The organism is Nakamurella multipartita DSM 44233 (assembly GCF_000024365.1).
In the GTDB taxonomy this organism is placed as follows: domain Bacteria; phylum Actinomycetota; class Actinomycetes; order Mycobacteriales; family Nakamurellaceae; genus Nakamurella; species Nakamurella multipartita.
The window spans coordinates 911,775-936,389 of record NC_013235.1 but is presented as its reverse complement, the minus strand read 5'-3'; the positions used below and the strand labels follow the sequence as shown (position 1 = coordinate 936,389).

Annotated in this window: 26 protein-coding genes; 8 read left to right on the top strand and 18 right to left on the bottom strand. The window is 72.7% G+C overall.

Features of this window, described 5'->3' with window-relative positions; genetic code table 11:
* Window positions 1-111: 111 nt before the first annotated feature.
* The 4 genes from hpt to dacB all read right to left on the bottom strand — a co-directional run bounded on the left by hpt (window position 112) and on the right by dacB (window position 4,353).
* Window positions 112-630 carry a hypoxanthine phosphoribosyltransferase gene (hpt, locus tag NAMU_RS04235; protein WP_041369792.1) on the bottom strand — a complete coding sequence of 173 codons (519 nt, stop codon included), beginning with the start codon at window positions 628-630 and terminating at the stop codon, window positions 112-114.
* A 247-nt stretch (window positions 631-877) separates the two neighbouring features.
* Entirely contained in the window at window positions 878-1,882 is a 1,005-nt protein-coding gene (gene tilS, locus NAMU_RS04230) for a tRNA lysidine(34) synthetase TilS (RefSeq protein WP_015746173.1), read from the bottom strand.
* A 13-nt stretch (window positions 1,883-1,895) separates the two neighbouring features.
* Complete coding sequence (locus NAMU_RS04225; protein ID WP_015746172.1) at window positions 1,896-2,960, bottom strand: zinc-dependent metalloprotease; 1,065 nt, start codon at window positions 2,958-2,960, stop codon at window positions 1,896-1,898.
* Window positions 2,953-4,353, bottom strand: a complete 1,401-nt coding sequence (gene dacB, locus NAMU_RS04220) for a D-alanyl-D-alanine carboxypeptidase/D-alanyl-D-alanine endopeptidase (RefSeq protein ID WP_015746171.1) — start codon at window positions 4,351-4,353, stop codon at window positions 2,953-2,955. Before dacB ends, NAMU_RS04225 begins: the two co-directional genes overlap by 8 nt.
* 252 nt (window positions 4,354-4,605) lie before the next feature.
* Between dacB and NAMU_RS04215 the strand changes: the two genes are divergently transcribed.
* Entirely contained in the window at window positions 4,606-5,145 is a 540-nt protein-coding gene (locus NAMU_RS04215; protein ID WP_015746170.1) for an inorganic diphosphatase, read from the top strand.
* A gap of 74 nt (window positions 5,146-5,219) precedes the next feature.
* On the opposite strand, the gene NAMU_RS04210 is transcribed toward NAMU_RS04215, so the two are convergent.
* The 7 genes from NAMU_RS04210 to NAMU_RS04180 all read right to left on the bottom strand — a co-directional run bounded on the left by NAMU_RS04210 (window position 5,220) and on the right by NAMU_RS04180 (window position 10,950).
* Window positions 5,220-5,531, bottom strand: a complete 312-nt coding sequence (locus tag NAMU_RS04210) for a DUF2516 family protein (protein ID WP_217180748.1) — start codon at window positions 5,529-5,531, stop codon at window positions 5,220-5,222.
* Window positions 5,532-5,624: 93 nt separating this feature from the next.
* On the bottom strand, window positions 5,625-6,809 hold the full coding sequence (locus NAMU_RS27025; RefSeq protein WP_015746168.1) for a hypothetical protein: 1,185 nt from the start codon (window positions 6,807-6,809) through the stop codon (window positions 5,625-5,627).
* Window positions 6,796-7,284, bottom strand: coding sequence for a helix-turn-helix domain-containing protein (locus NAMU_RS04200; protein ID WP_015746167.1), 489 nt, complete (start codon window positions 7,282-7,284; stop codon window positions 6,796-6,798). Before NAMU_RS04200 ends, NAMU_RS27025 begins: the two co-directional genes overlap by 14 nt.
* Window positions 7,285-7,414: 130 nt before the next feature.
* Entirely contained in the window at window positions 7,415-8,050 is a 636-nt protein-coding gene (locus tag NAMU_RS04195) for a nucleoside/nucleotide kinase family protein (RefSeq protein ID WP_015746166.1), read from the bottom strand.
* 50 nt (window positions 8,051-8,100) lie between these two features.
* Window positions 8,101-9,111, bottom strand: coding sequence for a GNAT family N-acetyltransferase (locus tag NAMU_RS04190; protein ID WP_015746165.1), 1,011 nt, complete (start codon window positions 9,109-9,111; stop codon window positions 8,101-8,103).
* Between the two features lie 79 nt (window positions 9,112-9,190).
* Window positions 9,191-9,559 (bottom strand): VOC family protein, encoded by a 369-nt coding sequence (locus NAMU_RS04185; RefSeq protein ID WP_015746164.1) that lies wholly within the window; start codon window positions 9,557-9,559, stop codon window positions 9,191-9,193.
* 29 nt (window positions 9,560-9,588) lie between these two features.
* A complete protein-coding gene (locus NAMU_RS04180) occupies window positions 9,589-10,950 on the bottom strand; it encodes a DUF445 domain-containing protein (protein ID WP_015746163.1) in 1,362 nt (453 codons plus the stop codon).
* Window positions 10,951-11,026: 76 nt separating this feature from the next.
* On the opposite strand from NAMU_RS04180, the gene NAMU_RS04175 reads away from it, so the two are divergent.
* The 3 genes from NAMU_RS04175 (at window position 11,027) to NAMU_RS04165 (ending at window position 13,931) form a co-directional block, all read left to right on the top strand.
* A complete protein-coding gene (locus NAMU_RS04175; protein ID WP_015746162.1) occupies window positions 11,027-12,229 on the top strand; it encodes a pyridoxal phosphate-dependent aminotransferase in 1,203 nt (400 codons plus the stop codon).
* The gene (locus tag NAMU_RS04170) at window positions 12,226-13,398 is read left to right on the top strand and encodes a dipeptidase (RefSeq protein ID WP_015746161.1); all 1,173 of its coding nucleotides are present in this window, start codon (window positions 12,226-12,228) and stop codon (window positions 13,396-13,398) included. The genes NAMU_RS04175 and NAMU_RS04170 overlap by 4 nt, the downstream gene beginning before the upstream one ends.
* Before the next feature lie 92 nt (window positions 13,399-13,490).
* Window positions 13,491-13,931 (top strand): hypothetical protein, encoded by a 441-nt coding sequence (locus tag NAMU_RS04165; protein ID WP_217180747.1) that lies wholly within the window; start codon window positions 13,491-13,493, stop codon window positions 13,929-13,931.
* Between the two features lie 81 nt (window positions 13,932-14,012).
* Here NAMU_RS04165 and NAMU_RS04160 read toward each other — a convergent pair whose 3' ends face one another.
* The 3 genes from NAMU_RS04160 to NAMU_RS04145 form a co-directional block, all read right to left on the bottom strand.
* Window positions 14,013-15,590 (bottom strand): hypothetical protein, encoded by a 1,578-nt coding sequence (locus NAMU_RS04160; protein ID WP_041368419.1) that lies wholly within the window; start codon window positions 15,588-15,590, stop codon window positions 14,013-14,015.
* 190 nt (window positions 15,591-15,780) lie between these two features.
* Complete coding sequence (locus NAMU_RS28810; protein ID WP_138179943.1) at window positions 15,781-17,067, bottom strand: ribonuclease E domain-containing protein; 1,287 nt, start codon at window positions 17,065-17,067, stop codon at window positions 15,781-15,783.
* Between the two features lie 99 nt (window positions 17,068-17,166).
* A complete protein-coding gene (locus tag NAMU_RS04145) occupies window positions 17,167-18,042 on the bottom strand; it encodes an alanyl-tRNA editing protein (RefSeq protein WP_015746157.1) in 876 nt (291 codons plus the stop codon).
* 478 nt (window positions 18,043-18,520) lie between these two features.
* Between NAMU_RS04145 and NAMU_RS04140 the strand changes: the two genes are divergently transcribed.
* Both NAMU_RS04140 and NAMU_RS30345 read left to right on the top strand, forming a co-directional pair.
* On the top strand, window positions 18,521-19,024 hold the full coding sequence (locus tag NAMU_RS04140; protein ID WP_015746156.1) for an RpiB/LacA/LacB family sugar-phosphate isomerase: 504 nt from the start codon (window positions 18,521-18,523) through the stop codon (window positions 19,022-19,024).
* Window positions 19,021-19,899: a M15 family metallopeptidase gene (locus tag NAMU_RS30345; protein WP_015746155.1), complete on the top strand. Its 879-nt coding sequence runs from the start codon at window positions 19,021-19,023 to the stop codon at window positions 19,897-19,899. The genes NAMU_RS04140 and NAMU_RS30345 overlap by 4 nt, the downstream gene beginning before the upstream one ends.
* A gap of 12 nt (window positions 19,900-19,911) precedes the next feature.
* On the opposite strand, the gene NAMU_RS04130 is transcribed toward NAMU_RS30345, so the two are convergent.
* Complete coding sequence (locus NAMU_RS04130) at window positions 19,912-20,202, bottom strand: hypothetical protein (protein WP_015746154.1); 291 nt, start codon at window positions 20,200-20,202, stop codon at window positions 19,912-19,914.
* Between the two features lie 111 nt (window positions 20,203-20,313).
* Between NAMU_RS04130 and NAMU_RS04125 the strand changes: the two genes are divergently transcribed.
* Window positions 20,314-21,378, top strand: coding sequence for an ATP-dependent DNA ligase (locus NAMU_RS04125; protein ID WP_015746153.1), 1,065 nt, complete (start codon window positions 20,314-20,316; stop codon window positions 21,376-21,378).
* Between the two features lie 13 nt (window positions 21,379-21,391).
* Here NAMU_RS04125 and NAMU_RS27015 read toward each other — a convergent pair whose 3' ends face one another.
* From NAMU_RS27015 to NAMU_RS04110, 3 genes are all read right to left on the bottom strand, one after another.
* The gene (locus NAMU_RS27015; RefSeq protein ID WP_052307805.1) at window positions 21,392-22,186 is read right to left on the bottom strand and encodes a hypothetical protein; all 795 of its coding nucleotides are present in this window, start codon (window positions 22,184-22,186) and stop codon (window positions 21,392-21,394) included.
* Between the two features lie 82 nt (window positions 22,187-22,268).
* Window positions 22,269-22,865: a TIGR03086 family metal-binding protein gene (locus tag NAMU_RS04115; protein WP_015746151.1), complete on the bottom strand. Its 597-nt coding sequence runs from the start codon at window positions 22,863-22,865 to the stop codon at window positions 22,269-22,271.
* The gene (locus NAMU_RS04110) at window positions 22,865-23,479 is read right to left on the bottom strand and encodes a maleylpyruvate isomerase N-terminal domain-containing protein (protein ID WP_015746150.1); all 615 of its coding nucleotides are present in this window, start codon (window positions 23,477-23,479) and stop codon (window positions 22,865-22,867) included. Before NAMU_RS04110 ends, NAMU_RS04115 begins: the two co-directional genes overlap by 1 nt.
* Before the next feature lie 120 nt (window positions 23,480-23,599).
* Between NAMU_RS04110 and NAMU_RS28050 the strand changes: the two genes are divergently transcribed.
* Window positions 23,600-24,463, top strand: coding sequence for a DUF1206 domain-containing protein (locus NAMU_RS28050; protein WP_015746149.1), 864 nt, complete (start codon window positions 23,600-23,602; stop codon window positions 24,461-24,463).
* The last annotated feature ends 152 nt before the right edge of the window (window positions 24,464-24,615 follow it).

Genomic DNA, 24,615 nt, shown 5'->3' with positions numbered 1-24,615 from the left:
CGAGGGCTCGACCAGTGCGTTTCAGCCTACCGTCGCGACCCGATTGTCCCGAGTCGTCGCCGGCCGCCTCGTTGAACGCTCAGCCGGCTCCCGCGGTTCCCCCAGGCACGCTCAGCGGTACATGTGCTCGCCGAGCAACCCGACGAACGGCAGATCGCGGTACCGCTCGGCGTAGTCCAGGCCGTACCCGACGACGAACTCGGTGGGGATGTCGAAGCCCACGTACCGCACGTCCACGTCGACCTTGACCGCCTCCGGCTTGCGCAGCAGCGCGACCACGTCGATCGCCGCCGGGCCACGGGTGGCCAGATTCTTCACCAGCCAGGACAGGGTCAGGCCCGAGTCGATGATGTCCTCGACGATGACGACCCGCCGGCCGGTGATGTCCCGATCCAGGTCCTTGAGGATCCGCACGACGCCGGACGAGGACGTGGCCGAGCCGTAGGAGGTGACGGCCATGAACTCCAGCTCGGACGGGATCGGCATGGCCCGGGCGAAGTCGGTGACGAATATCACCGCTCCCTTGAGCACGCAGATCAGCAGCGGCGGCGACTCGAGCGTGTGGTCGGCGGCCACCGCCCGGGCCAGCTCACCGATCTTGGCCTGCAGGGCCTGCGCCGGGATCAGCATCGCGGAGAGCTCACCGGGGTAGCCGTGAACCGCGCCGGGGTCCCATCCCTCGCCGGCCGGAGTCGCATCGTCGCTGGTCACCAGGGTGGTCAGCGGGGTGGCGACGCCGTCCGGGGTGGACCCGGGATCTGCGTGACTGCTGCCGTGCACGGGCTCTCCCAGATGGGTCGGTCGCGGGTGATCGCGGTCGAGGCCAAGCCTGCCACCTGCGTGGTCCCGGCGCCCCGCCGGGGCCGGCGCCGGCCGGTCAGCGGGAGCCGACCCGGGCGACGGTCAGGGCCCCGTCCCGGCGGCTGACGTCCAGACCGCCGGGCACCCGCACCTGGGCCGAACCGGTGCGGGCGGTGAGCTGGCGGTCCAGCCGGCTCAGGTGGTCGTAGGTCAGCGGGCCGGCGCCCGCGCCGGCCAGCCAGGCCCGCAGCACCCGGCGGCGCAGCGCGGCCGGCAACGGGACCAGCGGTTCGATCAGCAGGGCATCACCGGACCGGGCGCCGGCCAGGGCGTCCGCGGCCAGATCGTCCAGGGCGGCCAGATCGTCGGCCATCAGATCGGCGGTGCGGACCAGGGCGTCGCGCACCCCGCCGCCCAGCACGTCCTCGAGCAGCGGGAGCGCCTCGCGGCGCAGCCGGACCCGGGTGAACGCGGGGTCGGCGTTGTGCGGGTCCGACCACGGGATGAGCCCGGCCTCGTGGACGGCCGCCTCGGTCTGCGCCCGGGTCAGGGCCAGCAGCGGGCGGCCCCAGGGCGCCCGCCAGGGACGCATCCCGGCGATGGAGCGCGGGCCGGACCCGCGGGCCAGGCCCAGCAGGACGGTCTCGGCCTGGTCGTCGGCGGTGTGGCCGAGCAGCACGGGTACGCGAACCGCGGACGCCGCCGGTCCGGCTGCTCCGCCCGCGGCGGCGGCCACCTGCGCGAGCGCGGCCAGCGCACCGTAGCGGGCGCGTCGGGCCGCGGCCTCCAGCCCCCCGTCGCCGGTCACCGTCACCGTCAGCACGTGGGTCTGCACGCAGCCCAGGCGCCGCATCAGCTCGGCGCACCCGGCCGCGCGGTCGGCCGAGCCGGGTTGCAGGCCGTGGTCGACGGTGGCCCCGATGACCGGCCGGCGACCGGCCGCGGCCAGCACGCCCAGGGTCAGGGCCAGCGAGTCGGCCCCGCCCGAGCAGGCGACGACCACCGGCCCACCGGGGGCGTGGGCGCTCAGCCAGGCCGAGCAGGCCGTGGCCACCCGGCTGCCGTGGACGGTGACAGGCACCCGACGGGCTCGGTCAGCCGTGGACCCGGCGGACCCAGGCCGCGGGGTCGGCGATCTCGGCGCGGGTGGGCAGCGTCTGCGGCGACTGCCACACGGCGTTGAAGCCGGTCATGCCGACCTGGTCGACCGCGCCGCGGACGAATGCCGCCCCGTTGACGTACTGGGCGAGCTTCATGTCCATGCCCAGCAGCACCCGCAGCAGCCGGTCGATCGGGCCGGATCCCTTGCGTCGCCGCTCGGTGAACGACCGGCGGATGCTGGTCACCGACGGCACGACGCTCGGGCCCACGGCGTCCATGACGTGGTCGGCGTGCCCCTCCAGCAGGCTCATCAGCGCCATCACCCGGTCGAACACGGCCCGCTGCTCGGGCGACTGGATCCCCTCCAGCCAGGAGGGGCGGCCGCCGTCGGGACCGGCCGGGCCCTTGATGGCGGCGACGGCGCGGCTGAGCATCCGGGCCGGGTCGGTGTCGGCCTTGTCGGCGAAGTCGGCGACCAACGACTGGAAGTAGTCCCGCAGCCAGGGGACCGCGGTGAACTGCAACCGGTGGGTGCTCTCGTGCAGGCAGACCCACAGCCGGAAGTCGGTGGGGTCGGCGCCCAGCTCGCGCTCGACCTTGACGATGTTGGGCGCGACCAGCAGCAGCCGGCCCGGCTTGGCCTGGTCGCCGCCGAGCGGGTCGAACTGCCCGAGCACCTTGCCGGACAAGAAGCCCAGGATGAAGCCGATCTGCTGCCCGGCCACGGCGCGGGTGAGCTGGCCGGGATTGCGCGCGCCGGTGGCCGCGGCGAGCTTGATCACCGCCGGGGTGGCCAGCCGTTCCATGCCCTCGGCCGTGGCCGCCACCCACCCGGGGCGGTCGACCACGTCGGCGTCGTCGACCGGCAGGCCGTGACCCAGGTCCGTGGTGTCGCGAACGAGCAGCTCGGCGCGGGCCGAGAAGGCCCGCAGGTCGGCGACCACCCGGGCGGCCTCGTCGGCGGTGACCGACGGCCCGGACGGGGCCAGCCGGCGGCCGGCCCGCACGGCGGCGGCCCAATCGATCGGGCTGGCGGCGGGACCGGCCGGATCAGGCACAGCCACAGCCACGCAGCCCGGCGGCCAGCGCGTCCAGCGCCGGGCGGGTGCCCGAGCTGACGCCGTTGGAGACGAAGGCGAACACCAGGATCCGGTTGTCCACGTCCGGCACGTACCCGGCCAGGGCGTAGGTGAGCTGCACCGATCCGGTCTTGGCCCGCACCCAGCCGGCGCCGGCCCTGGAGGCGTCGTCCTGGTAGCGGTCGGCCAGGCTGCCGGACACCCCGGCCACCGGCATGCCGGTCAGCAGGTTGCGCAGGGCGGGCGGGTCGCCCTTGACCGCCAGGGCCACCACCTGGCCCATCACCGACGGGGGCACCTGATCCTTGGTGGACAGGCCGGACCCGTCGTACATCTCGATGCCGATGGTGTCGATCTTGAGGTCCTCCAGGGCCTCGAGCATCGCCGCGGACGCGCCGTCGAAGCTGGGCGGGGCGCCGCGGGCGATCGCCACCTGCCGGGCCAGGGCTTCGGCGAGCACGTTGTCGGAGTTCTCCAGCGCCTGGGCCAGCAGCACGGACATCGGTTGCGAGGAGACCTGCCCGAGCACCTGGGCGTCCTCGGGGGCGGTGCCGTCGACGATCGTGACGTCGGGCTGACCGATCATCCGGGCCAGCGCCTTGCCGGCGGTGGTGGCCGGGTCGCCGGTGCGGATCGAGTTCTCGTTGGCCGGGTCCTCGCGGTCGCCGTCCACCATCAGCGGGGACATCCGGGTGATGTAGCCCTGGGCCACCGTCGGCGTGCCCCGGATGTCGCCGGTCTGCCAACCGTCGGCCAGGTCCGGGCCGGTCCAGTAGTCGGTGTCCAGCACGATCCGTTTGACCTCCACCCCGCTGGCCCGGACCTGGGCGGCCAGGTCGGACATCAGCGGGGCGCCCTTGTAGACGGTGTCCACCCCGTCGGCCCGGGCGGACAAAGTGACGTCGCCGCCGCCGACCAGCACGATGTCGCCCTCCTGGTCGCCCTTGACCACCTTGGTGACGAACTTGCTGGTCGGGTCGACCGAGGTCAGCAGGGCGGTGCCGGTGAGCAGCTTGGCGGTGGAGGCGGGCAGCTGGGGGGCGGTGGAGTTCTGGTTCCACAGCACCGTGCCGCTCTCCGGGTCGATGATGACGCCGCTGAACTGGGCCAGGGCCGGGTTGGCGAACTGGGCGGCCAGCTGGGACTCGAGGCCGGCGGTGCTGGGGATCTTGTCGGAGATGGCCATCGGGGCGATCCGGGCGGGCGGCCCGGTCACCGGCGGATCGACCACCTCGGTGGCGCTCGTCGAGGTCGACGAGGCCGTGCTCGAACCGCGGGTGCTGACGAAGACCACGACGCCGACCGCGACCAGCGCGACGACCACGGCGGCAGCGATGATCCCGATGCGTCGGGACCTGGTCACTGGGGCCACTGAGTTCCTCCTGCGCCGCTTCGGGCCGTCCGCCCGTCCGGTCGGCGGCCACATCGCCCGCGTCAGGTGTCAGCAGGCCCACATCCGAGCCCGGCCACGCATCGCGAGCCCTTGTACCCGGTCCAGACTAGAGTCTGTTCAGTCCTGATCCGCGCCATGCAGTTGCGCGCGGACCGGATGGGGGAGATTTCCCATTCATTTCCGATGAGGATCGCGGCTGCCGTTCCTCGATGTGCGAAAGGTGTGACGCTCGTGGACTTCGACGTGACCATCGAGATCCCCAAGGGCAGCCGCAACAAATATGAGGTGGACCACCATTCGGGGCGGATCCGGCTGGACCGCACCCTGTTCACGGCGACCCAGTACCCGGCCGACTACGGCTTCATCGACGACACCCTGGGGCAGGACGGCGACCCGCTGGACGCGCTGGTGCTGCTGTCCGAGGCCACCTTCCCGGGTTGCCTGGTGACGGCACGGGCGATCGGCATGTTCCGGATGACCGACGAGGCCGGCCCCGACGACAAGGTCCTGTGCGTGTCGGCCAAGGACCCGCGGCAGTCGCACCTGCAGGACATCGGCGACCTGAGCATCTTCGAGAAGCTGGAGATCCAGCACTTCTTCGAGGTCTACAAGGACCTCGAGCCGGGCAAGAGCGTCGAGGGCGCGAACTGGGTCGGCCGGGCCGAGGCCGAGGAGGAGATTCGCGTCTCCTACGACCGGGAGCGCAAGCGGTTGGCGGCCGAGGAGGCCATCGCCACCGGCGACGGACACACGCACCGCGCCGAGCACTGATCCGCGGTGGCGGGGGTCGGGCCGAACGGTTCGACCCCTTCGGGTGCGGATTCGTCCGGCCCGGGTCGTTCCTCCTACCAGCGACCGCCGCGCTGCACCTCGCGCAGCCGCGGGCGCACGTCGAGCAGGTAGACCAGGCTGCCGGTCAGGCCGGCCAGCCACAGCAGACTCTGCGGGGCGAAGGCCCCACCGAAAAAGCCCAGTCCCAGCGCAACGGCGCAGGCCACGGTGATCCCGGCCCAGGTGCCCTTCGTCTGCTTGTCGGCGGCCGCGAACGCATCTGAGCGCCGGCTGACTGCGTCGACGGCGGCAAACACGCCGATGCCGGCACCGACGACCGCCAGTATCAGGCTGATCACGGCGATGACAGGGAGCACCAAATCCACCCGTCAAGGGTACGTGGGATCCGCCGGTGGTCGATACCGAGTGCGGATCGCCCGCCCCCCGACCCGCCGCAAGCAGGTCGAGGGCGCGCGCGTTCAGTCCTGTGCGGGGGGCGCGGCCGGGGTCGTGGAGGCGGCGCGGCCGGCGGCGGACCGGGTTCGGGTCGTGCTTGACCGGGGGGTGGCGGACTTCGCGGCGCGCGCGGTGTCGGGACCGGCCGTGGTCACCTTGGTCGCCGTCTTGCGGGTCCCCGGCTTGGCCGAGGCGCTCTTGGCGGTGGCCGTCTTGGCGGCTGCCGTCTTGGCGGGGGCGGTCTTGGTCGTCGCGGTCTTGGTCGTCGCGGTCTTGGTCGTCGCGGTCTTGGTCGTCGCGGTCTTGGTCGTCGCGGTCTTGGTCGTCGCGGTCTTGGCCCCGGTGGCCTTTGCGGTTCGGGCGGCCGGGCCGGTGACGTTACTGGTGACGGAGCCGGTGGCGTCCTTGGCCGCCGCCTTTGCCTCCTTGGCAGTGCGGACCGGGGTGCGGACCGGGGTGCGGACCGGGGTGCGGACCGGGGTGCGGGGCTGCTCGGCGACGGCGTCGACGACGGTGCCCGGACGCAGGGACGCCGAGCGCACCTTCGACCAGGTCTTGTCGCCGCGCTCGGCCAGGCTCTCGTAGATGGTGCCGACCATCTCGATGTAGGCGTCGAGGGTGTCGCGGACGGTCTCGGGGGTCAGGTCGGGCGTGAACTCGGCGACCCGCCGCGGCAGCTCGGCCACCAGCTCGTTGGCCTTCTCCGGGATCTGTGCGGTGAAGGTCTGGATCTCCTCGGCCACGTCGGTGGCGATCTGCGCGGCCCGCTGCTGAAGTTCGCCGCCGGAGGCGACGAGCTGGCCGGCCTTGTCCGGCAGCTCGGCCAGGGTCTGCTGGGCCTTGGCCGGGAACTCGGTCGCCGCCTGCTGCAGCTTGCCCGGGTACTCGCTGATCGCCAGCTGGGCCTTCTGCGCGTAATCGCCGACGGCCTGCTGGGCCTTGGCCACGTACCCGGTCGCCGTCTGCTGCACCTTGGCCTGCAGGGTGGCGACCGAGGCGTTGACGGCGCCGGCGACCTCGGCCGGATCGGGTCGCTTGGCCGGATCGCTGAGCTGCTCCACCAGGGATTCGCGCAGGGCGACGAGCTGTTCCAGGGCCAGGTCGCCGGCGCCGATGGCGGCCAGCACCGGACGGGGCAGGTCGCCGAAGCGATCGGCCACCTGGTCGATGACGGCGTCGGGGACCGCGCGGAGGTCACTGATCTGCATGGTTGTCTCCTTCCGGCATCGCGTCGATGCCCGGGGTGATGGGTGTCGGGTCAAAGGCGCCGCCCGCAGCCGGGGACGCGGCCGGCAGGGCCGGCTCGACGGCCGGCGGTGCGGCGGCCGCCTGCGCCTCCTTGCGGAAGGCGGCGTAGATGTCGACCAGGACGGACTTGTGCCGTTCGGTCAGCACCGGATCGGCGCGGATGGCCACCAGCACCTCGGGCGCCTCGGCGGCCTCGAGGATGCCGGCCTTGGCCAGCATCGTCTCCACCGAGATGGACAGTCCTTGGGCGATGTGGGCCAGGATCTCCGCGCTCGGGCGGCGCAGGCCACGTTCGACCTGGGAGAGATAGGGGTTGGACACCCCCGCCTTGGCCGCCAGCCCACGCAGGGAAATCTGCGCGGCCAGCCGCTGCTCGCGGATGAACTCGCCAAGGTCGCGGACGGGCGTCAGCACCGGATTCAGGTCGATGTCCATGCCGCCCTCCCCTTCTCCTGGCCCTTCCCTGGCGTCTTCCTACTCCAGAGTAACCATCCTGCTTGCAATTGCAAGCAGCCGGTTTGCGCAGGTGGTCGGGCTCACACCGGACGTGTGCAGGTCCGGCCGGTCACCGGGCGGCGTCCGCCCAGGCGATCGCGGGGGCGGCCGGATGGTCGTAGGCGATGACGGCCGCAGACCGGCCGGCCGGGGTGTGGTCGGCCCGGTAACGCTCGAACGCCTCGACCCACCAGAGCCGCTCGGGGGGCAGGGCTCGCCGCAGGGCTGCCCCGGAGACCTGCAGGTGCAGCACCGCGTCCAGCCCGGCCGGGTCAGCCAGCAGGAACGGCCCGTCCAGCAGCAGGATCGACCCGGGCGGAACCGGCCGGCGGGATTGCCGCACCGCCCGGTCGGTGTCCGGGTCGCGCAGCCGGGTCAGGTACCGCGCGGGCGCTCCGACGGCCACCGGGTCGAGCAGTTCCCGGCGCAGGGCGCCATGGTCGACCCATCCGTACAGCAGCATGTCGACGTCGGTGCGGCCCAGCTCCAGGCGCAGCGACGCGGACCGCCACCACCAGGCCGTGCTGGCTCGGATGACCGGCCGGCCTCCCGCGTGCAGCCGTTCGGCCACGCGGTCGGCCAGCGCGGCGGCCCCGATCTCGGCCGCGCCGTCGATACCGATCCGCGGGTGGGGCTCCGGCCGGCGGTCGATCGCGACGGCCAGCTCCTGGGCGAGCCGGTCGGGGGTCAGCGGGTGGTACTGCATCTGCGCCAGCCTGACAGGCGGCCGGTCGATTGCGTCGGGCCGGGCCCAGGTCAGAGCCGATGGGTCAGCAGCCGCTCCTGATCCACGATCTGGAAGCCGAGCCGGGCATAGAGCCGGCCCGCGCCGGTCGGCGATTCGGCGTCGACGTGCAGTTCGGCCTGCGCGTAGCCCGCGGCGCGCAGGGTCGTCAGCCCATGCGCCACCAAGGCGGTGCCGATCCCGCGGCCCCGGACCGCCCGGACCGTGCCGAGCCGGCTGATGTAGCCCGTGCGGTGGCCGCGCCGCGCGGTGTCGGCCTCGTACTCGGCACTGAGCAGGAAGCCCACGATCTCCGGCGCCAGGCCCACGCGCTGGTCCTCCGCTTCGGCGACGAGGCTGACGCCCGGGCGGAACGCCGACGCGCCGGAGTAGTCCGCCTGCCAGACGTCCGGGTCCCGCGGAACCGACCCCCAGTGATCGGCGAATGCGGCGTTGGAGGCCAGCCGGACCGCCTCGTCGTCGGCCGCCCGGTAGGGACGGATGCGCACCCCGTCCGGCGTCGGGTCGGTGTACGGAGCGGCAGGCCCGCGCAGGTCGGCCCGCATGCGGACGAAGAAGCGCTCGGTGACGAAGCCCAAGGACTCCAGGGCGTGCCGGGTGCCCTCCCGCGTGTGCGCGGCCATCGCGCGAACCTCGCCCGGCCGACCCGGTGAGCGCCGCCCCCGCAACTGCTGGGCCTGATCGAGTTGCTGGTGCAGGATCCGGCGGCCGATCCCCCGGCGCCACCAGTCCGGGTGCACGCCGCCGTCGGTGTAGGCCAGCCAGAGCGGCTCGGCGGAGATGACGTGCAGCAGGCCGTAGCCGACCAGCTGCCCGCCGTCCAGGACGGCCACCCCGCCTCCGTCCAGGGCGGCGGTGGGGGCGGCGAACCGCTCGCCCAGCTCGGTCTCGCTGACGCTGGCATCGGTCGGTTCCACGCGCTCCCAGGCGGCCAGCAAGTCCGTCACCGCCGGCACGTCCCGGATGGTCAGCGGGCGGGCGGTCAGTCCGGTCGGCCATGAGGTCAGGGGTGTTGCGCTCACCCGGGCGACGCTAATTGGGTCGAGCGTGCGTGGCCACCGTCGAGCCGCTCGGCCGGCGGTGCGGTCCAGGTGTCCGCCGTCACGGCAGGCACAGGCAGAACGGATGCCCGGACGGGTCGAGGTAGGCGCGAAATCCCTTGCCGGTGATCCCCGTCGGCCGGGCGCCGATGGCCAGCACGGCCGCCTCCCCGGCGTCCAGGTCGTCGACGGTGACGTCCAGGTGGGACTGCTGCGGCACGGCCGGATCGGGCCAGGTCGGAGGGACCAGGTCGGGCGCCAGCTGGAAGGCCAGGCCGTACTCGGCGGTGCCGCGGATGGTGACCCAGTCCTCGTCCTCGTCCACGATCCGCCAGCCGAGCAGGGCGCAGTAGAACTCGGCCAGCCGGCGCGGCTCGGGGGTGTCCAGGACGACCAGGTCGAAGCGGGCGATGGCTGTGGTGGTGGTCATGCCGGCATTGCAGCACGGACCACCGACAGTCAGGTCAGCACCAGTTGGGCGAAGGTGTAGATGACCAGCCCGGCCAGGGCCCCGACCACGGTGCCGTTGATCCGGATGAACTGCAGGTCGCGACCGACCTGCAGTTCGATCTTGCGGCTGGTCGCCTCGCCGTCCCAGCGGGCCACGGTGTCGTCGATGATGCCGGTGATGTTGCGGGCGTGGTTGCGCGCGACGTAGCCGGCGACGTCGGCGACCCAGCCGTCCACCTTGGCGGTGAGGTCGGGGTCCTCCTGCAGCCGCCGGCCGAAGCCGAGCAGACCCTGGACGACCGACCGGCGCAGCGGGGAGTCCGGATCCTCCGCGGCCCGCAGCAGCGACTCCTTGACCGACTGCCAAGCACTGGCCGCCAGCGAGCGCACCTCCGTGTTGCCGACCACCTGATCCTTGATCGACTCGGCCCGTTCGATGGTCGCCTCGTCGTGCTGCAGGTCCTGGGCGAACTCGGACAGGAAGGTGTCCAGGGACTGGCGCAGCTGGTGCTGCGGATCGTCCTTGACGGCCCGGGCGAAGGTGAGCACCTCGTTGTAGATCCGGTCGGCGACCATGTCGTCCAGAAACCGCGGCGACCACGACGGCGCCCGCTGCGACACCACCCGGGAGACGGCCGTGTAGTTGTCGCGGATCCACTCGTAGCAGCGCTCGGCCACCATGTCGACGAACGGATGATGGTCGCCGCGGGCGAACACCTCGGCCGAGATCCGGCCCAGCGGTGGGCCGATCTTGGTTTCCGCGATCTTGCGGCGGGCCATGGATTCGAGCAGGTCGGCGACCTGGTCGTCGGAGAGCACGGTGCTGATGCCGCGCACGGCCGAGGCCAGCTCGGCGGTGACCCGCTCGGCCGATTCGGGCCGGGCCAGGTACTCGCCGATCCGCTTGGCCACCGAGAACCCGGCGAGCTTCTCGCGTACGACGGTCTCGGACAGGAAGTTGGTGGCCACGAACTCCGACAGGGACGAGCCGATCGCGTCCTTGCGGGTCGGGATGATCGCCGTGTGCGGGATGGGCAGGCCAAGGGGCCGGCGGAACAGGGCGGTGACGGCGAACCAGTCGGCCAGCGCGCCGACCATGCCGGCCTCGGCCATCGCCCGGACGTAACCCAGCCACGGGTAGCGGTCCTCGAGCAGGAAGGCGATCACGAAGATGACCGCCATCAGCCCCAACGCCCCGGTGGCGATCGCCTTCATCTTGCGCAGGGCCCGTCGCTTGACCTGATCCGACGCGCTCAGGAACTCCCCGGCCGGGGTCGACACCGGGGCCGGACGGGGCGCCGGCGCAGCGGGGGCGGGCGGCGGTCCGCCGGGGACCGGCGGGGTGGTCGACTCCGATTCGGTGGTGCTCATGCGGTCATTGTTCCCCGCGGGCCCGCCGACCCACCGCGCCCACGCGCCCGTCGGACCCACGCGGTAGGAATAGGGCATGACTCTGGCCTCGCCGCGGCGCGGGTCCTCCCGCTGGACGGACCCGTTGGTGTCCCGGCTGCGCCCTTACACCACCACGATCTTCGCGGAGATGTCGGCGCTGGCGTCGCGGACCGGGTCGATCAACCTGGGTCAGGGCTTCCCGGACACCGACGGTCCGCCGTCGGTGCTGGCCGCGGCCCGGCAGGCGATCGCCGACGGGATCAACCAGTACCCGCCCGGCCCCGGCATCCCCGAACTGCGGCAGGCCATCGCCTTCGCTCGGGAGCGGGATTACGGGCAGGTCTTCGACCCCGACACCGAGGTCCTGGTCACGGTGGGGGCGACCGAGGCGCTGGCCGCGTCCGTCCTCGGCCTGATCGAACCGGGTGCGGAGGTGCTGCTGATCGAGCCGCACTACGACTCCTACCCGCCCATCGTCGCGATGGCCGGCGGCCGGCACCGGTCGGTGCCGCTGCGTCCCGACGCCGGCGGGCGCTTCGCGCTCGATGTGGACGAGGTGGCGGCGGCGATCGGCCCGGCCACCCGGATGCTGATCGTCAACTCGCCGCACAACCCCACGGGTACCGTGCTGGACGCCACGGAGCTGGCCGGTCTGGCCCGGCTGGCCGTCGAGCATGATCTGGTCGTGGTCACCGACGAGGTGTACGAGTACCTGACCTTCGACGGCGTGCCGCACCTGCCGTTGGCCACCTTCGAGGGAATGGCCGAGCGGACGCTGACCATCTCCAGCTCCGGCAAGTCGTTCAGCACCACGGGCTGGAAGATCGGCTGGGTGTGCGGGCCGGCGCCCCTGGTGGCCGCGGTCCGCGCGGCCAAGCAGTTCCTGACCTATGTGGGCGGGGCGCCGTTCCAGCCGGCGGTCGCGCATGCCCTGCGGCACGAGATGCCGTGGGTGGCCGACCTGCGCGGGAGCCTGCAGGGCAAGCGGGACCGGCTGTGCGCCGGCCTGGCCGCGGCCGGTTTCGGGGTGGGCCGCCCGCAGGGCACCTACTTCGTGATGACCGACATCCGGCCGCTCGGCGCCACCGACGGCATGCAGTTCTGCCTGGATCTGCCGGCCCGGGCCGGGGTGGTGGCGATCCCGGACGAGGTGTTCCACGACGATCCGGCCGACGGAACGCCGTTCGTCCGCTTCGCCTTCTGCAAGCGCGACGAGGTCATCGACGAGGCCGTCCAGCGGCTGGCGGGGATGCCGTGAGCACGCCGGCCGAACGGGTCGCCCGGGTGCTGGCCGCATCCCCGGTGATCGACGGGCACAACGACGTCGCCTGGGCCCTGCGCAAACAGGTCGCCTACGACCTGAACCGGCGCGACCTGGCCGAGCACCAGCCCACCCTGCACACCGACATCCCCCGGCTGCGGGCCGGCGGCGTCGGTGCCCAGTTCTTCTCGGTGTACGTGCCGGGCACGATGACCGGCGGATCGGCGGTGACGGCGACCCTGGAGCAGATCGACTGCGTGCTGCGGCTCGTGGCCCGGTACCCGGACACCTTCGCGGCCGCGCGGACCGCGTCCGAGGTTCGCGCGATCATGGCGGCCGGCCGGATCGCCGCGCTGCTGGGCGCGGAGGGTGGGCACAGCATCGACTGCTCGCTGGGCACGTTGCGGATGTTGCGGCGGCTCGGCGTCGCCTACATGACGTTGACCCACAACCAGAACGTGCCGTGGGCGGACTCGGCCACCGACGTGCCGGCCGTCGGCGGGCTCAACGATTTCGGCCGGGCGGTGGTGGCCGAGATGAACCGGATCGGCATGCTCGTCGACCTCTCGCACGTGGCGCCCTCGACCATGCACGCTGCCCTGGATGCCTCGTCGGCGCCGGTGATCTTCTCCCACTCGTCGTGCCGGGCGCTGACCGATCATCCGCGGTGCGTGCCCGATGAGGTGCTCGCCCGGTTGGCCGGCAACGGTGGCGTGCAGATGGTGACGTTCGTGCCGCACTTCGTGTCCCAGGAATGCGCCGAGCACGCCGCCGCGGAGGACGCCCGCCGGCACGAGCTGGGCCTGGACCAGGTCACCGTATTCACCGAGCACGACGGCGAGCACCTGGATCCGGCGGCCCTGGCCGAGTTGGAGCGGTGGCGCGCCGAGCATCCGGCGCCGGTCGCGACGCTGGTCCAGGTGGCCGATCACGTCGACCACGCCCGGGAGGTGGCCGGGGTGGCCCACATCGGGCTGGGCGGCGATTACGACGGCGTGGAGTCGCTGCCGCAGGGCCTGGCCGACGTCTCCACCTACCCGGCGCTGCTGGCCGAGCTGGCCGACCGCGGCTGGTCGGACGCCGACCTGGCTGGCCTGACCGGCGGCAACATCCTGCGGGTGCTGGACGCCGCCGAGCAGGTGGCCGACCCCGGGTTCGGCCGGTGATGCGGGTGGCGACGGTCCTGCCCTCGGGCACCCGCTGAGCCGGTGCTTACCGGGTCCGGTCGCCGCCGCCCCCCGACCGATAGGTTGCGGTGGTGACCGACCACCTGCCAACGCCCGATCGGCCGATGGAGGCCGTGCTGCTGGTGGACGTGGCCAACGTGATGGGCTCGCGGCCCGATGGCTGGTGGCGGGATCGGCGGTCGGCCGCGACCCGGCTGTTGACCGCGTTGGACCCGCTGATCGGCATCGACGTGGTGGATCCGGACGGGCAGCGGCGGCGCATCGCCCGAGTGGTCGCCGTCGTCGAGGGCGCCGCCCGGGGTGCGGCGCCCGCCGGCTCCCATTCGGTGGAGGTGATCGCGGCGCCCCGCGATGGCGATTCGACGATCGCCACGCAGGCGGCACAGTTGATCGGCTCGGTTGCCGTCGCGGCGGTGCTGGTGGTGACCGCCGATCGGGGGTTGCGGGCGCGGCTGCCGGACGCCGTGACCATCGCCGGTCCGCAATGGTTGAACCGGCTCATCGGACGCTGAAGAACCGGGTGCGGGCGCACCCGGTTCTGCAGCCCGGCGGGTGGGCCGTGACCCCTCGCCGGCGTCACGCCCACCCAGCGGTCAGCTGCGAACGCCCCGACGCCGGGTGCCGACCAGCAGCCCGAGACCGGCCAGCAGCAGCAGGACGGCCAGTCCCAGCCCGGCCGCGACCGGCAGTCCAGTGAAGGCCAGACGGGTGGATTCCGGTCCGGTGGCCGATGCCGTCAGCTGCGGTTGCGCGGTGGCCGAGGCGGCCAGCGGGGCGCCCAGGACGACCGGGCTGATCGCGCCGGTTGCGGCCGGCCGCACCGCGCTCGGGGCCAACCCGGCCGGGCTGACGATCGTCTGACCCGGGACGGTGGAGGTGCCCTGGTTCACCGGGTTGCTCGGTCCGGTCGGATCGGTCGGATCGGTCGGATCGGTGGCGCTGCTTGCCCCGACCGGGCCGGTGGAGCCGCAGGTGGCGGAGGAATTGCCCAGCCCGCCGATCCCGATGCCGCAGACCGTCACCGGAACATCGACCGTGCCGCCGCCACCCGAACCGGATGCCGGCACGCATGACGCCCCGGCATCGCCGAGCACCCCGGCGCCGATCCCACACACCGTCACCGGCACATCGACCAACGCAGAGGACCCCGCCGGCTCCGACGACCCCGCACACGAGGCACCGGCATCCCCCAGCACCCCGGCGCCGATCCCACACACCGTCACCGGCACATCGACCAACGCAGAGGACCCCGCCGGCTCCGACGACCCCGCACACGAGGCCCCGGCATCCCCCAGCACCCCGGCGCCGATCCCACACACCGTCACCGGCACATCAACCAACGCAGAGGACCCCGCCGGCTCCGACGACCCCGCACACGAGGCCCCGGCATCCCCCAGCACCCCGGCGCCGATCCCACACACCGTCACCGGCACATCAACCAACGCAGAGGACCCCGCCGGCTCCGACGACCCCGCACACGAGGCACCGGCATCCCCCAGCACCCCGGCGCCGATCCCACACACCGTCACCGGCGCATCAACCAACGCAGAGGACCCCGCCGGCTCCGCGACCGAGCACTCGGTGGAGCCGGCGCCGATCGTGACCCCGCAGACGGTGATCGGCGCATCGACCAGGGCACCGTCCGAGGACGACTCGGGTGCGGTGCCGGAATCGGTGCCGGTCGGCGCGGGCTGCTCAGCCTGCGGCTGGGCCGGCTGCTCGGCCGGCTCGGCGGACAGGACGGACACGTCGACGTCCGACACCTCGACCGGCGCCTGCACCAGGCCGGCGTCTGCCTCCGGGGCCGGCGCGGGTTCGCTGCCCGCGCTGTGGTCGGCCTGATCGGACAGCACGTCGACGTCGACGTCGTGGACGTCCACCGGGACCTCGACCAGGTCGCCGGTCGATGCGGCGGGCGTCGGGTCCACTTCCGCCTGCGCCGGCGGCGGGGCGTCGTCGCCGCCGTCACTGAGCACATCGACATCGACGCCCTCCACGGTGACGGGCACCGAGACCAGAGCATCGTCGTCGCCCACCGCCGGCGCGACCGAGGTGGTGTCCTCGATCGACACGGTGATCGAGTTGTCCAGCACGTCGACGTCGACATCGGACACCTCGATGGGCACGGACACCAGCGATCCGTCCGGCGCCGGCTCGTCGGCGCTGGCCATCGCGGTCCCCAAGAGAATCGTTCCTGCGCTGAGGGCGGTGATGCACAGCCCTCGTTTCATCCAAGCGTTCATTTCAAATCTCCCCAATGGAATGTGTGTCAGAGAAAAGAGCATTCTGAATTCCGCGTGCAGCCATCGGCCGAACGCGTGACACCATCAAATTGCCGTCGACGACGGCGGGGAGACCGACTTAGTCGGGTGAGAATCCCGGGTCGTAGGCCCGGGTCGGCAGTGCCGTGGGATCGGTGGCGGCGGGTCGGATGCCCGCGCCGCAGGGCTGCACCATGCCGGCGGGCAGCTCGGCCGCGCCCGCGCTGCCGGCGCCACCGGAGCCGCCGCCGGACCCTGCGTTGGCGCCGCAGCCGACCGTCACACTCGCGGCGGAGCCAGGTCCGGACCCGGTCGGCGCGGCCGACCCGAGCCAGCCGATCTGGGTGTCCAGCGGGCCGACGGTGAAGGCGCCACCCGGAACGGCGGCTGCGTCGACGCTCGTGATGCGCCGCTCGAAATCGGTCGTCGCCGGGGAGGACCCGGTTACTGCGACCGGTGTCGACCCAGTGACGCCCCCGGCGACGCCGCGCCCGGCGAGCTCGAGCCCCGGGTTGTCGAGCACCGGGTTGTCGAGCACCGGATCGAGCACCGGGGCGCTCAGAGGGCCGGCCTCGGGGCTTTCCGCGGTGATGGCCTCGACGACGCCGGTCGGGCTCGAATCGAGGATCGGGTCAGCCACGGGCGTCGTAACGACGGCTTCGACGACCGGGTGGACGGCATCGGTCACCGGATCAGTGACCGGCGCGACCGCCTCGACGACCGGAGCGACCACCGGTGCGACGACGTCGACCACCGGATCGGTCACCGGCGCGACGCCCTCGACCACCGGCTCGGCCACCTCGACCGCCGGCTCGACGACCTGGGCCACCGGCTCGGCCACCGACGACACCACGGGCTCGGCCACCGGCTCCACGGCCTCCGCCACCGGTTCGACGACCTGGGCCACCGGCTCGGCCACCGACGACACCACGGGCTCGGCCACCGGCTCCACGGCCTCCGCCACCGGTTCGACGACCGGGGCCACGGGCTCGGTCACCGTCGACACCACGGGCTCGGCGGCCTCGGCCACCGGCGCCACGACCCGGGATGCGGTCGCGTCCACCGCCGGCTGAGCCACATCACCGGCGCCGCCCACGACCGGCGCCACCGCCGCACCGACCGGGCCGGCCACGCCGGCCGTGATGCCCCCGACCGCCGCACCGGGATCGGCATCCCCGCTCGACGCGGAGGCGACCGCGGATCCGAACAGCCACAGACCAAGGCCGAACCCGGCTACGACGCAACCGCGGAGGGCGGGGCGCAACCAGGCAGATCGGGGCACGGAGGAAGCCGGCATCACGCCACCCCTCCCCCCGGATCGCCACCGTCGGCGGTGATCGCTGGGCATCGTTCGCGATATTTGGCGGTGAATCGAAACCCGCCGCACGCGGCATTCAATTCAATGTACGTCGATCATTGACCGCCGACCGACAATTCACTCGAAATTGGGAACGGGCGCGGCGCCATTGACGGACGGTGACGACCATCACCGGATCGGGGAGCCGACCTCGGTGTGCATGGTCAACTGGGACCCGGATTCGTCCAGGGTCAGGTGAACCCGGATCGGGGCGACGTCGGCCGTGGAACGCACGTGGGTCCCGCCGCAGGGGATCCGGGCCGGGCCGTCGGGCAGGAGGCAGACCCACTCGCGGCGATCGGCCAGTCCGGGTCCGGCGACCTCCACCCGAACCTCGCCGGCGGCCGCGGCCCACCGGTCGAGGGTGGCGGTAACCGTCTCGGTCAGCGCCGGCAGGTCGTCGGCCAGCCCGGCCGCGTCGAAGCCGCTGCGCCGCAGGCTTCGCCCGAGCCGGTACTCGTCCACGGAGCCGAACGGCTCGATCCGGGACGAGGTGATCGCCGACTGGTCGAAGTCGGGGTGACCCAGGCTGTCCACGCGGGGCTGCTTGCGCCAGCGACCGGCGAGGGCGGCGTTGAGCGCGAGCGCGGCCAGATGACATCCGGTGTGTCCGGCGGACAGGGCCGCCCGGTGCTGCTCGTCCACGGTCAGCGTGACCTCGTCCCCGCTCGCCACCTCGAGCGGGCCGGCGGCGAGAACGTGGACGACGACGAACGTCCACCCCGGTTCGCCCCGCCGCACCGGCACCGCCGATCCGACGAAAAGGTCCGTCCCGTCCCAGGCGCCCACCCGGCAGTCCAGCACGGCCGCCGACCGGCCGTCGACGCCGATGGTCCCGAGGTCCGGTCCCTGATCGGGCCAGGTCGGGTCCAGCGGATGAAACGGCGTCCGGTCGGTGACCACCCCGAGCTCCCCGTCGGCGCGGGCAACCAGTTGCACCACCGCGGACTCGGTGAGTGAACCGGCCGGGAAGGTGACGACGCTGTCGATCGTGGGCCCAGACATGAGGCCATTGTCCCGTCGCCTGAATCGATCACTCGTTGCCACCCGGACCCGACCGGAGTAGACACATTCCTGCACACCGGCAGCGCGACGCGGAGGTCTGCGGACCGAACCGGACCGCCAAGTCGGGTGCGGCTGAGGACGGAGCACGAACGGACGGCGACGGGTGACCGGCGCTCCCCCGACGTGACATCGGATGTGGGTTCGTGGTCGGCCCTCGGCGCGGCGGGCGGACGTCGCGCGGCCGGACCCTGACCGGTCGGCAGCGACGGGACCGGAGGTCACACCGGCGCCCGGCACTGAGCGCAACGTCGCGCTCACCCGGGTCCCCCTCCGCTGCGGCGGGGCCCCGCATCCTGATGCGCCGGGCCCCGCTCCCGCGCCTGACCGCGCGCCCTGCCGGGCCCGCCGGGCTACCGTCGAATCGGCGCCCACCCGCGCCATTCGCCGCCCGCCGCCGGGCCGGAACAGGAGTTCACCGATGCGCATCGCGATGGCCAACGACCATGCGGGATACCCGATGAAGTCGCAGATCAAGCAGTGGCTGACCGAGCAGGGTCACGAGGTCGTCGACTTCGGCACCCACGACGAGCAGGCATGCGATCTGCCCGATTTCGCCTATCCCGCCGCGCTCGCCCTGGGTCGGGGCGAGGTGGACCGCGCGATCATGGTCGACGGTGTCGGCTACGGCAGCGCGATGATCGCGAACAAGGTCCGCGGGGTCTTCGCGGCGGTCTGCCAGGACCCGTTCTGCGCCGAACTGGCCCGATCGCATTCGGACACCAACGCGCTGTGCCTGGGCGGCAAGATCATCGGACCGGCCATCGCCATGGAGATTGTGCGGGTGTGGATGAGCACCGACTGGCTGGGCGTGCCCGGCGCCCCGGGCGGTGACGAGAAGTACCGCCGCCGGGTCGAGAAGGTCGTGGCGATCGACGCCCGCGGTCTGCGCGAGGCATCCGAGATCGGGCCGTCCGACGGGTGAGGCGCGCGGTTCTGATCGCCGGCCTGGTCGCGGGCCTCATCGTGGTGCTCGGACTGGCCGCCGGCTGCACGACCGGCGCCTCGGCGTCGGAGGACAGCTCGACGGGGTCGCCGCTAGTCTCGGCCCTGTCCTCGGCCTCGTCGGCCCGGTCGACCGGCTCGACGGGGTCGGCACCGCCCTCGGCTCCGTCCTCGGTCCCACCGGCGGCCGCGGAGACAGCGACGGCCGAACCGTCGGTGACCGTGCCCGAGACCACCGACGAGGCGTCAACGGACACCACCGCGGGGCCGGTGCCCCCGGCCGACCCGGCGTTCACCGGCCTGATCGAGCCCGTCGATGCCGCGCTGGCCGCACGCATGGCCTCGAGCTGGCGACCCGGTTGTCCCGTCGCGCTGACCGACCTGCGCTACCTCAGCCTGACCTACCGCAGCCCGGACGGGACGGTCCAGCAGGGCGAACTGGTGGTCTCCGCGGCGGTCGCGGACGACGTGGTCGCCATCTTCCGGCAGCTGTACGACATCGGGTACCCGATCGCGTCGATGCGGCTGGTCGACGATTTCGGCGGTGACGATGACGCGTCGATGGCGGCCAACAACACCTCGGCCTTCAACTGCCGCCCGGTGACCGGGGGCGTCGGCTTCTCGGAGCATTCCTACGGCACGGCCATCGACGTGAACCCGGTCCAGAACCCGTACCTGCGTGGCTCACTGGTGCTGCCGGCCGCGGGCCGTGCATTCGTGGACCGGCCGGACGCGCCGGGTGTGATCCACGCCGGCGACGCGGTGGTGACCGTCTTCGCCGACCACGGGTTCAGCTGGGGCGGAAGCTGGCGCGAGCCTGTGGACTACCAGCACTTCTCGGTGTCCGGCCGCTGATCGACCGGCCCGTCAGAGCCCGAACCGGCGCCGGCTGGTGCGCTGGCTGCGGGCGAATCGGGTGGTCTCGATGACGGCGATGAAGCCGCCCACCGCGAGGATCATGCCCGGGGCCACGAGCACGAGCTTGCCCCAGCCGCCGGCGATGCCCGGGGTGACCCCGATCAGCGCCATCGCCACGCCGATCACCACGGCCAGGGCGCCGATGCCCCGGATGACCCACTGGCGGGTCGTGGTCGTCGACCGGGTGGGCGTGGCCGGCGCCGCGGCCGGCTGGGCGTACCGCTTCTTCTTCGAGGTCACCGGTCCAGTATCGGACCGCCACGGGCCGTGGGGCAGGACCGCGGGTCGTCCTCCACCCACTGGAAGCCGATTCGCCGGGCGGTGTCGGACCCGTCGACCACAATGAGGCCCATGCAGCTGCCCGTCATGCCCCCGGTCGCCCCGATGCTGGCCAAGTCGGTGCCCGACATCCCGACCGGTGAGCTGTCCTACGAACCGAAGTGGGACGGGTTCCGCTCGATCGTCTTCCGCGACGGCGACGAGGTGGAGATCGGCTCGCGCAACGAGAAACCGATGACCCGGTACTTCCCCGAGCTGGTCGAGGCGATCAAGGCCAACCTGCCGCCGCGCTGCGTCATCGACGGCGAGATCGTGGTGATCGTGGGTGATCGGCTCGAGTTCGAGGTGTTGCAGCAGCGGATCCATCCGGCGGCCAGCCGGGTCCGGATGCTGGCCGAACAGACCCCGGCCAGCTTCGTCGGGTTCGACCTGCTCGCCCTGGGCGACACCGACTACACCGGCCGCCCGTTCGCCGAGCGACGGGCGGCGCTGGAGCAGGCGATGGCCGGCGCGGCGGCGCCGGTGCACCTGACCCCGGCGACCCGGGACCCGGCGCTGGCCGCGGAATGGTTCGAGCAGTTCGAGGGGGCCGGGTTGGACGGGGTGGTGGCCAAGCCGCTGACCGGGACCTACCAGCCGGACAAGCGGACCATGTTCAAGATCAAGCATCAGCGGACCGCGGACTGCGTCGTCGCCGGGTACCGGGTGCACAAGAGCGGCCCGGATAGTATCGGCTCGCTGCTGCTGGGGCTGTACAACGATGCCGGCGATCTGGCCTCGGTCGGCGTCATCGGCGCGTTCCCGGCCGCCCGCCGCAAGCAGTTGTTCACCGAGCTGCAGCCGCTGGTCACCACCTTCGACGAGCACCCGTGGAACTGGGCCAAGCCGGACGAGAGCGGGGCCCGGACCCCGCGCAGTTCGGAGTACAGCCGGTGGAACGTGGGCAAGGATCTCTCGTTCATCCCGCTGCGCCCGGAGCGGGTGGTCGAGGTCCGGTACGAGCACATGGAAGGCACCCGGTTCCGGCACACCGCCCAGTTCAACCGGTGGCGCCCGGACCGGGACCCGCGGTCGTGCACCTACGAGCAGCTCGAAGAACCGGTCAGCTACGACCTGGCCGACATCCTGGGTCGCTGACCACCCGCACCGATCAGGGCGTGAGGTCGATCCGCACCACCGACGTGGTGCCTCCGCCCGTGTCGGGACCGAACAGTGCCCGCGGCATCGGTTCGTCCACCGCCTCGATGCGCAGGGACCAGCCCCCACTCCGGCTGCGGCCACCCGACTCGGCCAGGTGGCTGACGATCCCGGTCTCCCGGTCCAGCCGGACCCGCCACGCCCTCGGGCGGCCAACGTCCGTGCGCACCCATCCCTCGCCGGCCAGCGTCCGAGCCGCCTGGTCACCGTTGAGCAGCGGGCAGCACGAGCACCGGGCCGCGTAGGACGGCGTGGTCACGACCGTCGCCTCCCACTCGACGCGGCCGGCCCGGTCCACCGCCCGCGGCGACTCGATGAACTCGATGGGCGTCCGGTCGGGCGACCAGAGCCCGTCCTGCGCGCCGTCGTCGTCGCGGTCGACCCCGTCGGCCAGCTCGAACGGGTGCAGCATCGCCACCCACCGGTAGTTGGTGAACATCGGGTCGTCGTAGCGGTACGGGCCCGACCAGTCGTCCGGTCGGCGGGCGACCAACCCGTCGGGCCGGTCAATCGGGCCGGCTGTCACCGCGGGCATCCCCGCGTCCGGCGCCGGCCACCACCCGGCCGTGATCAGCCGCCCGTCCAGCCCCTCCACCCGCAGACCGTGCGGCCGGCTTACCCACGCCCGCACCGCGGCCGGCTCCCCCGGTGGCGGGCGCTCCCATTCGATGGTGAACCGCAGGGTGCGCCACAGCCACGGAGAGGAACGGGCCAGGGCCCGGAAGCTGTCGGGCGTCGGGTCAGTCATGTCATCACCCATCGGCCCAGATCAGCCTCGCGCTGGGCGTCCACCGCCGCCAGGATGACCTCGGTCGAAGACGGGTCAGCCGTCATCCGACGGCGCGACCCAGCAGAGCCGCGAGCTGATCCAGGGGTGGAGCGTCCGCGGCCGCCGGCTGTTCGGCGGCGAACGGCAGGGCCGATCGCACCGACCCGTCGGACAGTTGCCGCCGGGTGAAACTCAAGGTCGCCTCCACGATTTCCTGCGGGAAAGGCGCTGACTGGCCGGTCGCCCGGGCCAGATCCCAGCCGTGCACCAGAGTCTCGGTGATGCGAAGCCGGGCCAGGCCGGCACCGGGCAGCGGGCCCAGCGGTGAGCGGAACTCCCGGCCGAGCACCTCCGGGCCGGTGAACGCGGCCAGCAACCCGTCGGCACTGTCCCGCCACGCGGCGGCCGGGTCGTCGCCCAGGTAGTCGCGGTCGCGCATCGTGCGGATCTGCTCCTGCGGGGGCGCCGGATCGCCGTGCAGGATCGAGGTGAAGGACCGGTTGCCGAACACCACATGGTTGAGCAGCGCCCGCGCGTCCCACTCCGAGCAGGGAGTGGGCGCACCCCATTGCGCCGGCCGCACCCCGTCCACCAGGGTCTGCATCCCCGCGCACGCCTGCCGCAGCTCATCCACGACCACGCCGGCTGAATTGCTCATCACACTTCCCATCCCGATTCCGGTGTCGATTCCCCTGGCCCCTCAGTCAGAGGCGCCGCGTGGCGGTGCCACCCGACCAGTCGCGGGTGCCCGGGCAACTCGATCCGGCCGTTCGCCCACAGCAACGCCTCCCACGGGTCGACGTCGCCGGGAGCCCACGGGAACAGGCGCCGCACGACGGCCCGGCTGAGCACCTCGGAGGGCTCGTAGTCCAGGCCGAGCCCGAGCGCGGCGTCCCTGGTGTGCACCAGCAGTTCGTCACAGGCCATCGCCGCGAAACCGGTGGCGTCGGCCAGTCCGTCGGGGTGAAAGCCCCGCTGGCCGGGCGTGACTCCGTCGACGACATGGGCCAGCACCGAGCCGAAGACCTCCAGCGTCGCGATCAGCTGGGCCGGCTCCTCGGTCGGCCGCACCCGCAGGTCCATGGTGCTCAGCTCGTCCGGCCCGCCGGCCAGATCGGTGGCGTACCAGAGCAGCGTCTCGCCGATGTGCGCGACCACCTCGCGCACCGACCAGGTCATCTCCGGGATCGGCCGATCCCAGCCCAGCTCGACCGTGCCGGCCAGGAACCGGGTGGTCGACCGGGTCGCCTGCCGGATGCTCGTACCGTCCATCCGGTCATTGTGGGCGACCGGTCCGACAGTGCCGCGCCGAGGCGTCCCCAACCGGCGGCGGACGATCTATGGTGGGCGCGCCGGACGCTCCCGGCGCGGCCGACCACGGCGGGGGGATCAGTGAGCGAGCCGGAGGGCACGACCGAGGCCGAGGCGTCGGCCCCGGATCGCCGCCGGCCCGCGGTCCTGCGCACCGCCGCCCAACGCACCCGGCAGGTGCATCAGAGCCGCACCTTCGACGTGATCGTCGGGGTCGGACTGGTCACCTACGGCTTCGTCCACCTGCTCATCGCCGGGATCGCGGTTCGGATCGCCTGGACCGGCGTGCGCGGCAGCGACACCCAGGACGCCGCCCTGGCCGCGATGGCCCAGACCGTGTTCGGCGAGGTGCTGCTGTGGATCACGGCGTTCGGGCTCGCCGCGCTGACCCTGTGGCAGCTGTTCGAGGCGATCTGGCGGCGCAACCCGCTCGAACGCGCCGTCGGCAAGGCGTTCGGTCGCACCGGTGCCCTGTTCAGCGCCGCCGCCTACCTGACGCTGGGGATCAGCGCCGCCCGGGTCGCATTGGCCGGGCGGGCGGCCCGGGAAGGACGCCGGACCACCGACACGACCACCCCGTTCGAGGAGGCCGTGTTGCGGGTGGCCGTCGTGATCACCGGGATCGTGCTGGTGGTGCTGGCGGTGCGGGCGATCTACCGGGGCGTGCGCCGGCGCTTCCTGGAGGACCTGAAGGACGGCGCCCACCCTGCGGTGATCATCGTCGGCCAGGGCGGCTACATCGGCAAAGGCATCACGTTCGGCATCGTGGGCGCGTTGATGATCATCGTCGGCATCGACGGACGCACCGGTCCACCCGGCCTGGAGACGGTGTTCCGGCTGCTCAACCTGTCGCCGGCCGGAGGCATCCTGCTGCTGCTCAAAGCCTTCGGGCTGGCCCTGTTCGGGGTCTACTGCTTCGCCTGGGCGGCCAACCGGCGGCGGTGAGTCAGCCCGTCCGTGGCCGCCCGATCGTCGGCCGACCCCACTCCACCTCATCCGGCTCCACTCCCCGCATGAGCACTCCACTCCCGGTCGACGGGGCGTTGGGTGCCCGGTGGTGGAGTCGGGCGGCCCGTGGCGGAGTGGTCCTGGCCGAG

What these genes read in the sequence shown, in the direction of transcription:
- NAMU_RS04160 (WP_041368419.1), bottom strand. Translation starts at nt 15,590, where the DNA reads ATGGCCAGCGCCGACGAGCCGGCGCCGGACGGATCGCTGGTGTCCGTG.
- NAMU_RS04180 (WP_015746163.1), bottom strand. Translation starts at nt 10,950, where the DNA reads ATGAGCACCACCGAATCGGAGTCGACCACCCCGCCGGTCCCCGGCGGA.
- NAMU_RS04125 (WP_015746153.1), top strand. Translation starts at nt 20,314, where the DNA reads ATGCAGCTGCCCGTCATGCCCCCGGTCGCCCCGATGCTGGCCAAGTCG.
- NAMU_RS04195 (WP_015746166.1), bottom strand. Translation starts at nt 8,050, where the DNA reads ATGCAGTACCACCCGCTGACCCCCGACCGGCTCGCCCAGGAGCTGGCC.
- hpt (WP_041369792.1), bottom strand. Translation starts at nt 630, where the DNA reads ATGCTGATCCCGGCGCAGGCCCTGCAGGCCAAGATCGGTGAGCTGGCC.
- NAMU_RS04185 (WP_015746164.1), bottom strand. Translation starts at nt 9,559, where the DNA reads ATGACCACCACCACAGCCATCGCCCGCTTCGACCTGGTCGTCCTGGAC.
- NAMU_RS04115 (WP_015746151.1), bottom strand. Translation starts at nt 22,865, where the DNA reads ATGAGCAATTCAGCCGGCGTGGTCGTGGATGAGCTGCGGCAGGCGTGC.
- NAMU_RS04140 (WP_015746156.1), top strand. Translation starts at nt 18,521, where the DNA reads ATGCGCATCGCGATGGCCAACGACCATGCGGGATACCCGATGAAGTCG.
- NAMU_RS04175 (WP_015746162.1), top strand. Translation starts at nt 11,027, where the DNA reads ATGACTCTGGCCTCGCCGCGGCGCGGGTCCTCCCGCTGGACGGACCCG.
- NAMU_RS27025 (WP_015746168.1), bottom strand. Translation starts at nt 6,809, where the DNA reads ATGCAGATCAGTGACCTCCGCGCGGTCCCCGACGCCGTCATCGACCAG.
- NAMU_RS04145 (WP_015746157.1), bottom strand. Translation starts at nt 18,042, where the DNA reads ATGTCTGGGCCCACGATCGACAGCGTCGTCACCTTCCCGGCCGGTTCA.
- NAMU_RS27015 (WP_052307805.1), bottom strand. Translation starts at nt 22,186, where the DNA reads ATGACTGACCCGACGCCCGACAGCTTCCGGGCCCTGGCCCGTTCCTCT.
- NAMU_RS04200 (WP_015746167.1), bottom strand. Translation starts at nt 7,284, where the DNA reads ATGGACATCGACCTGAATCCGGTGCTGACGCCCGTCCGCGACCTTGGC.
- NAMU_RS04110 (WP_015746150.1), bottom strand. Translation starts at nt 23,479, where the DNA reads ATGGACGGTACGAGCATCCGGCAGGCGACCCGGTCGACCACCCGGTTC.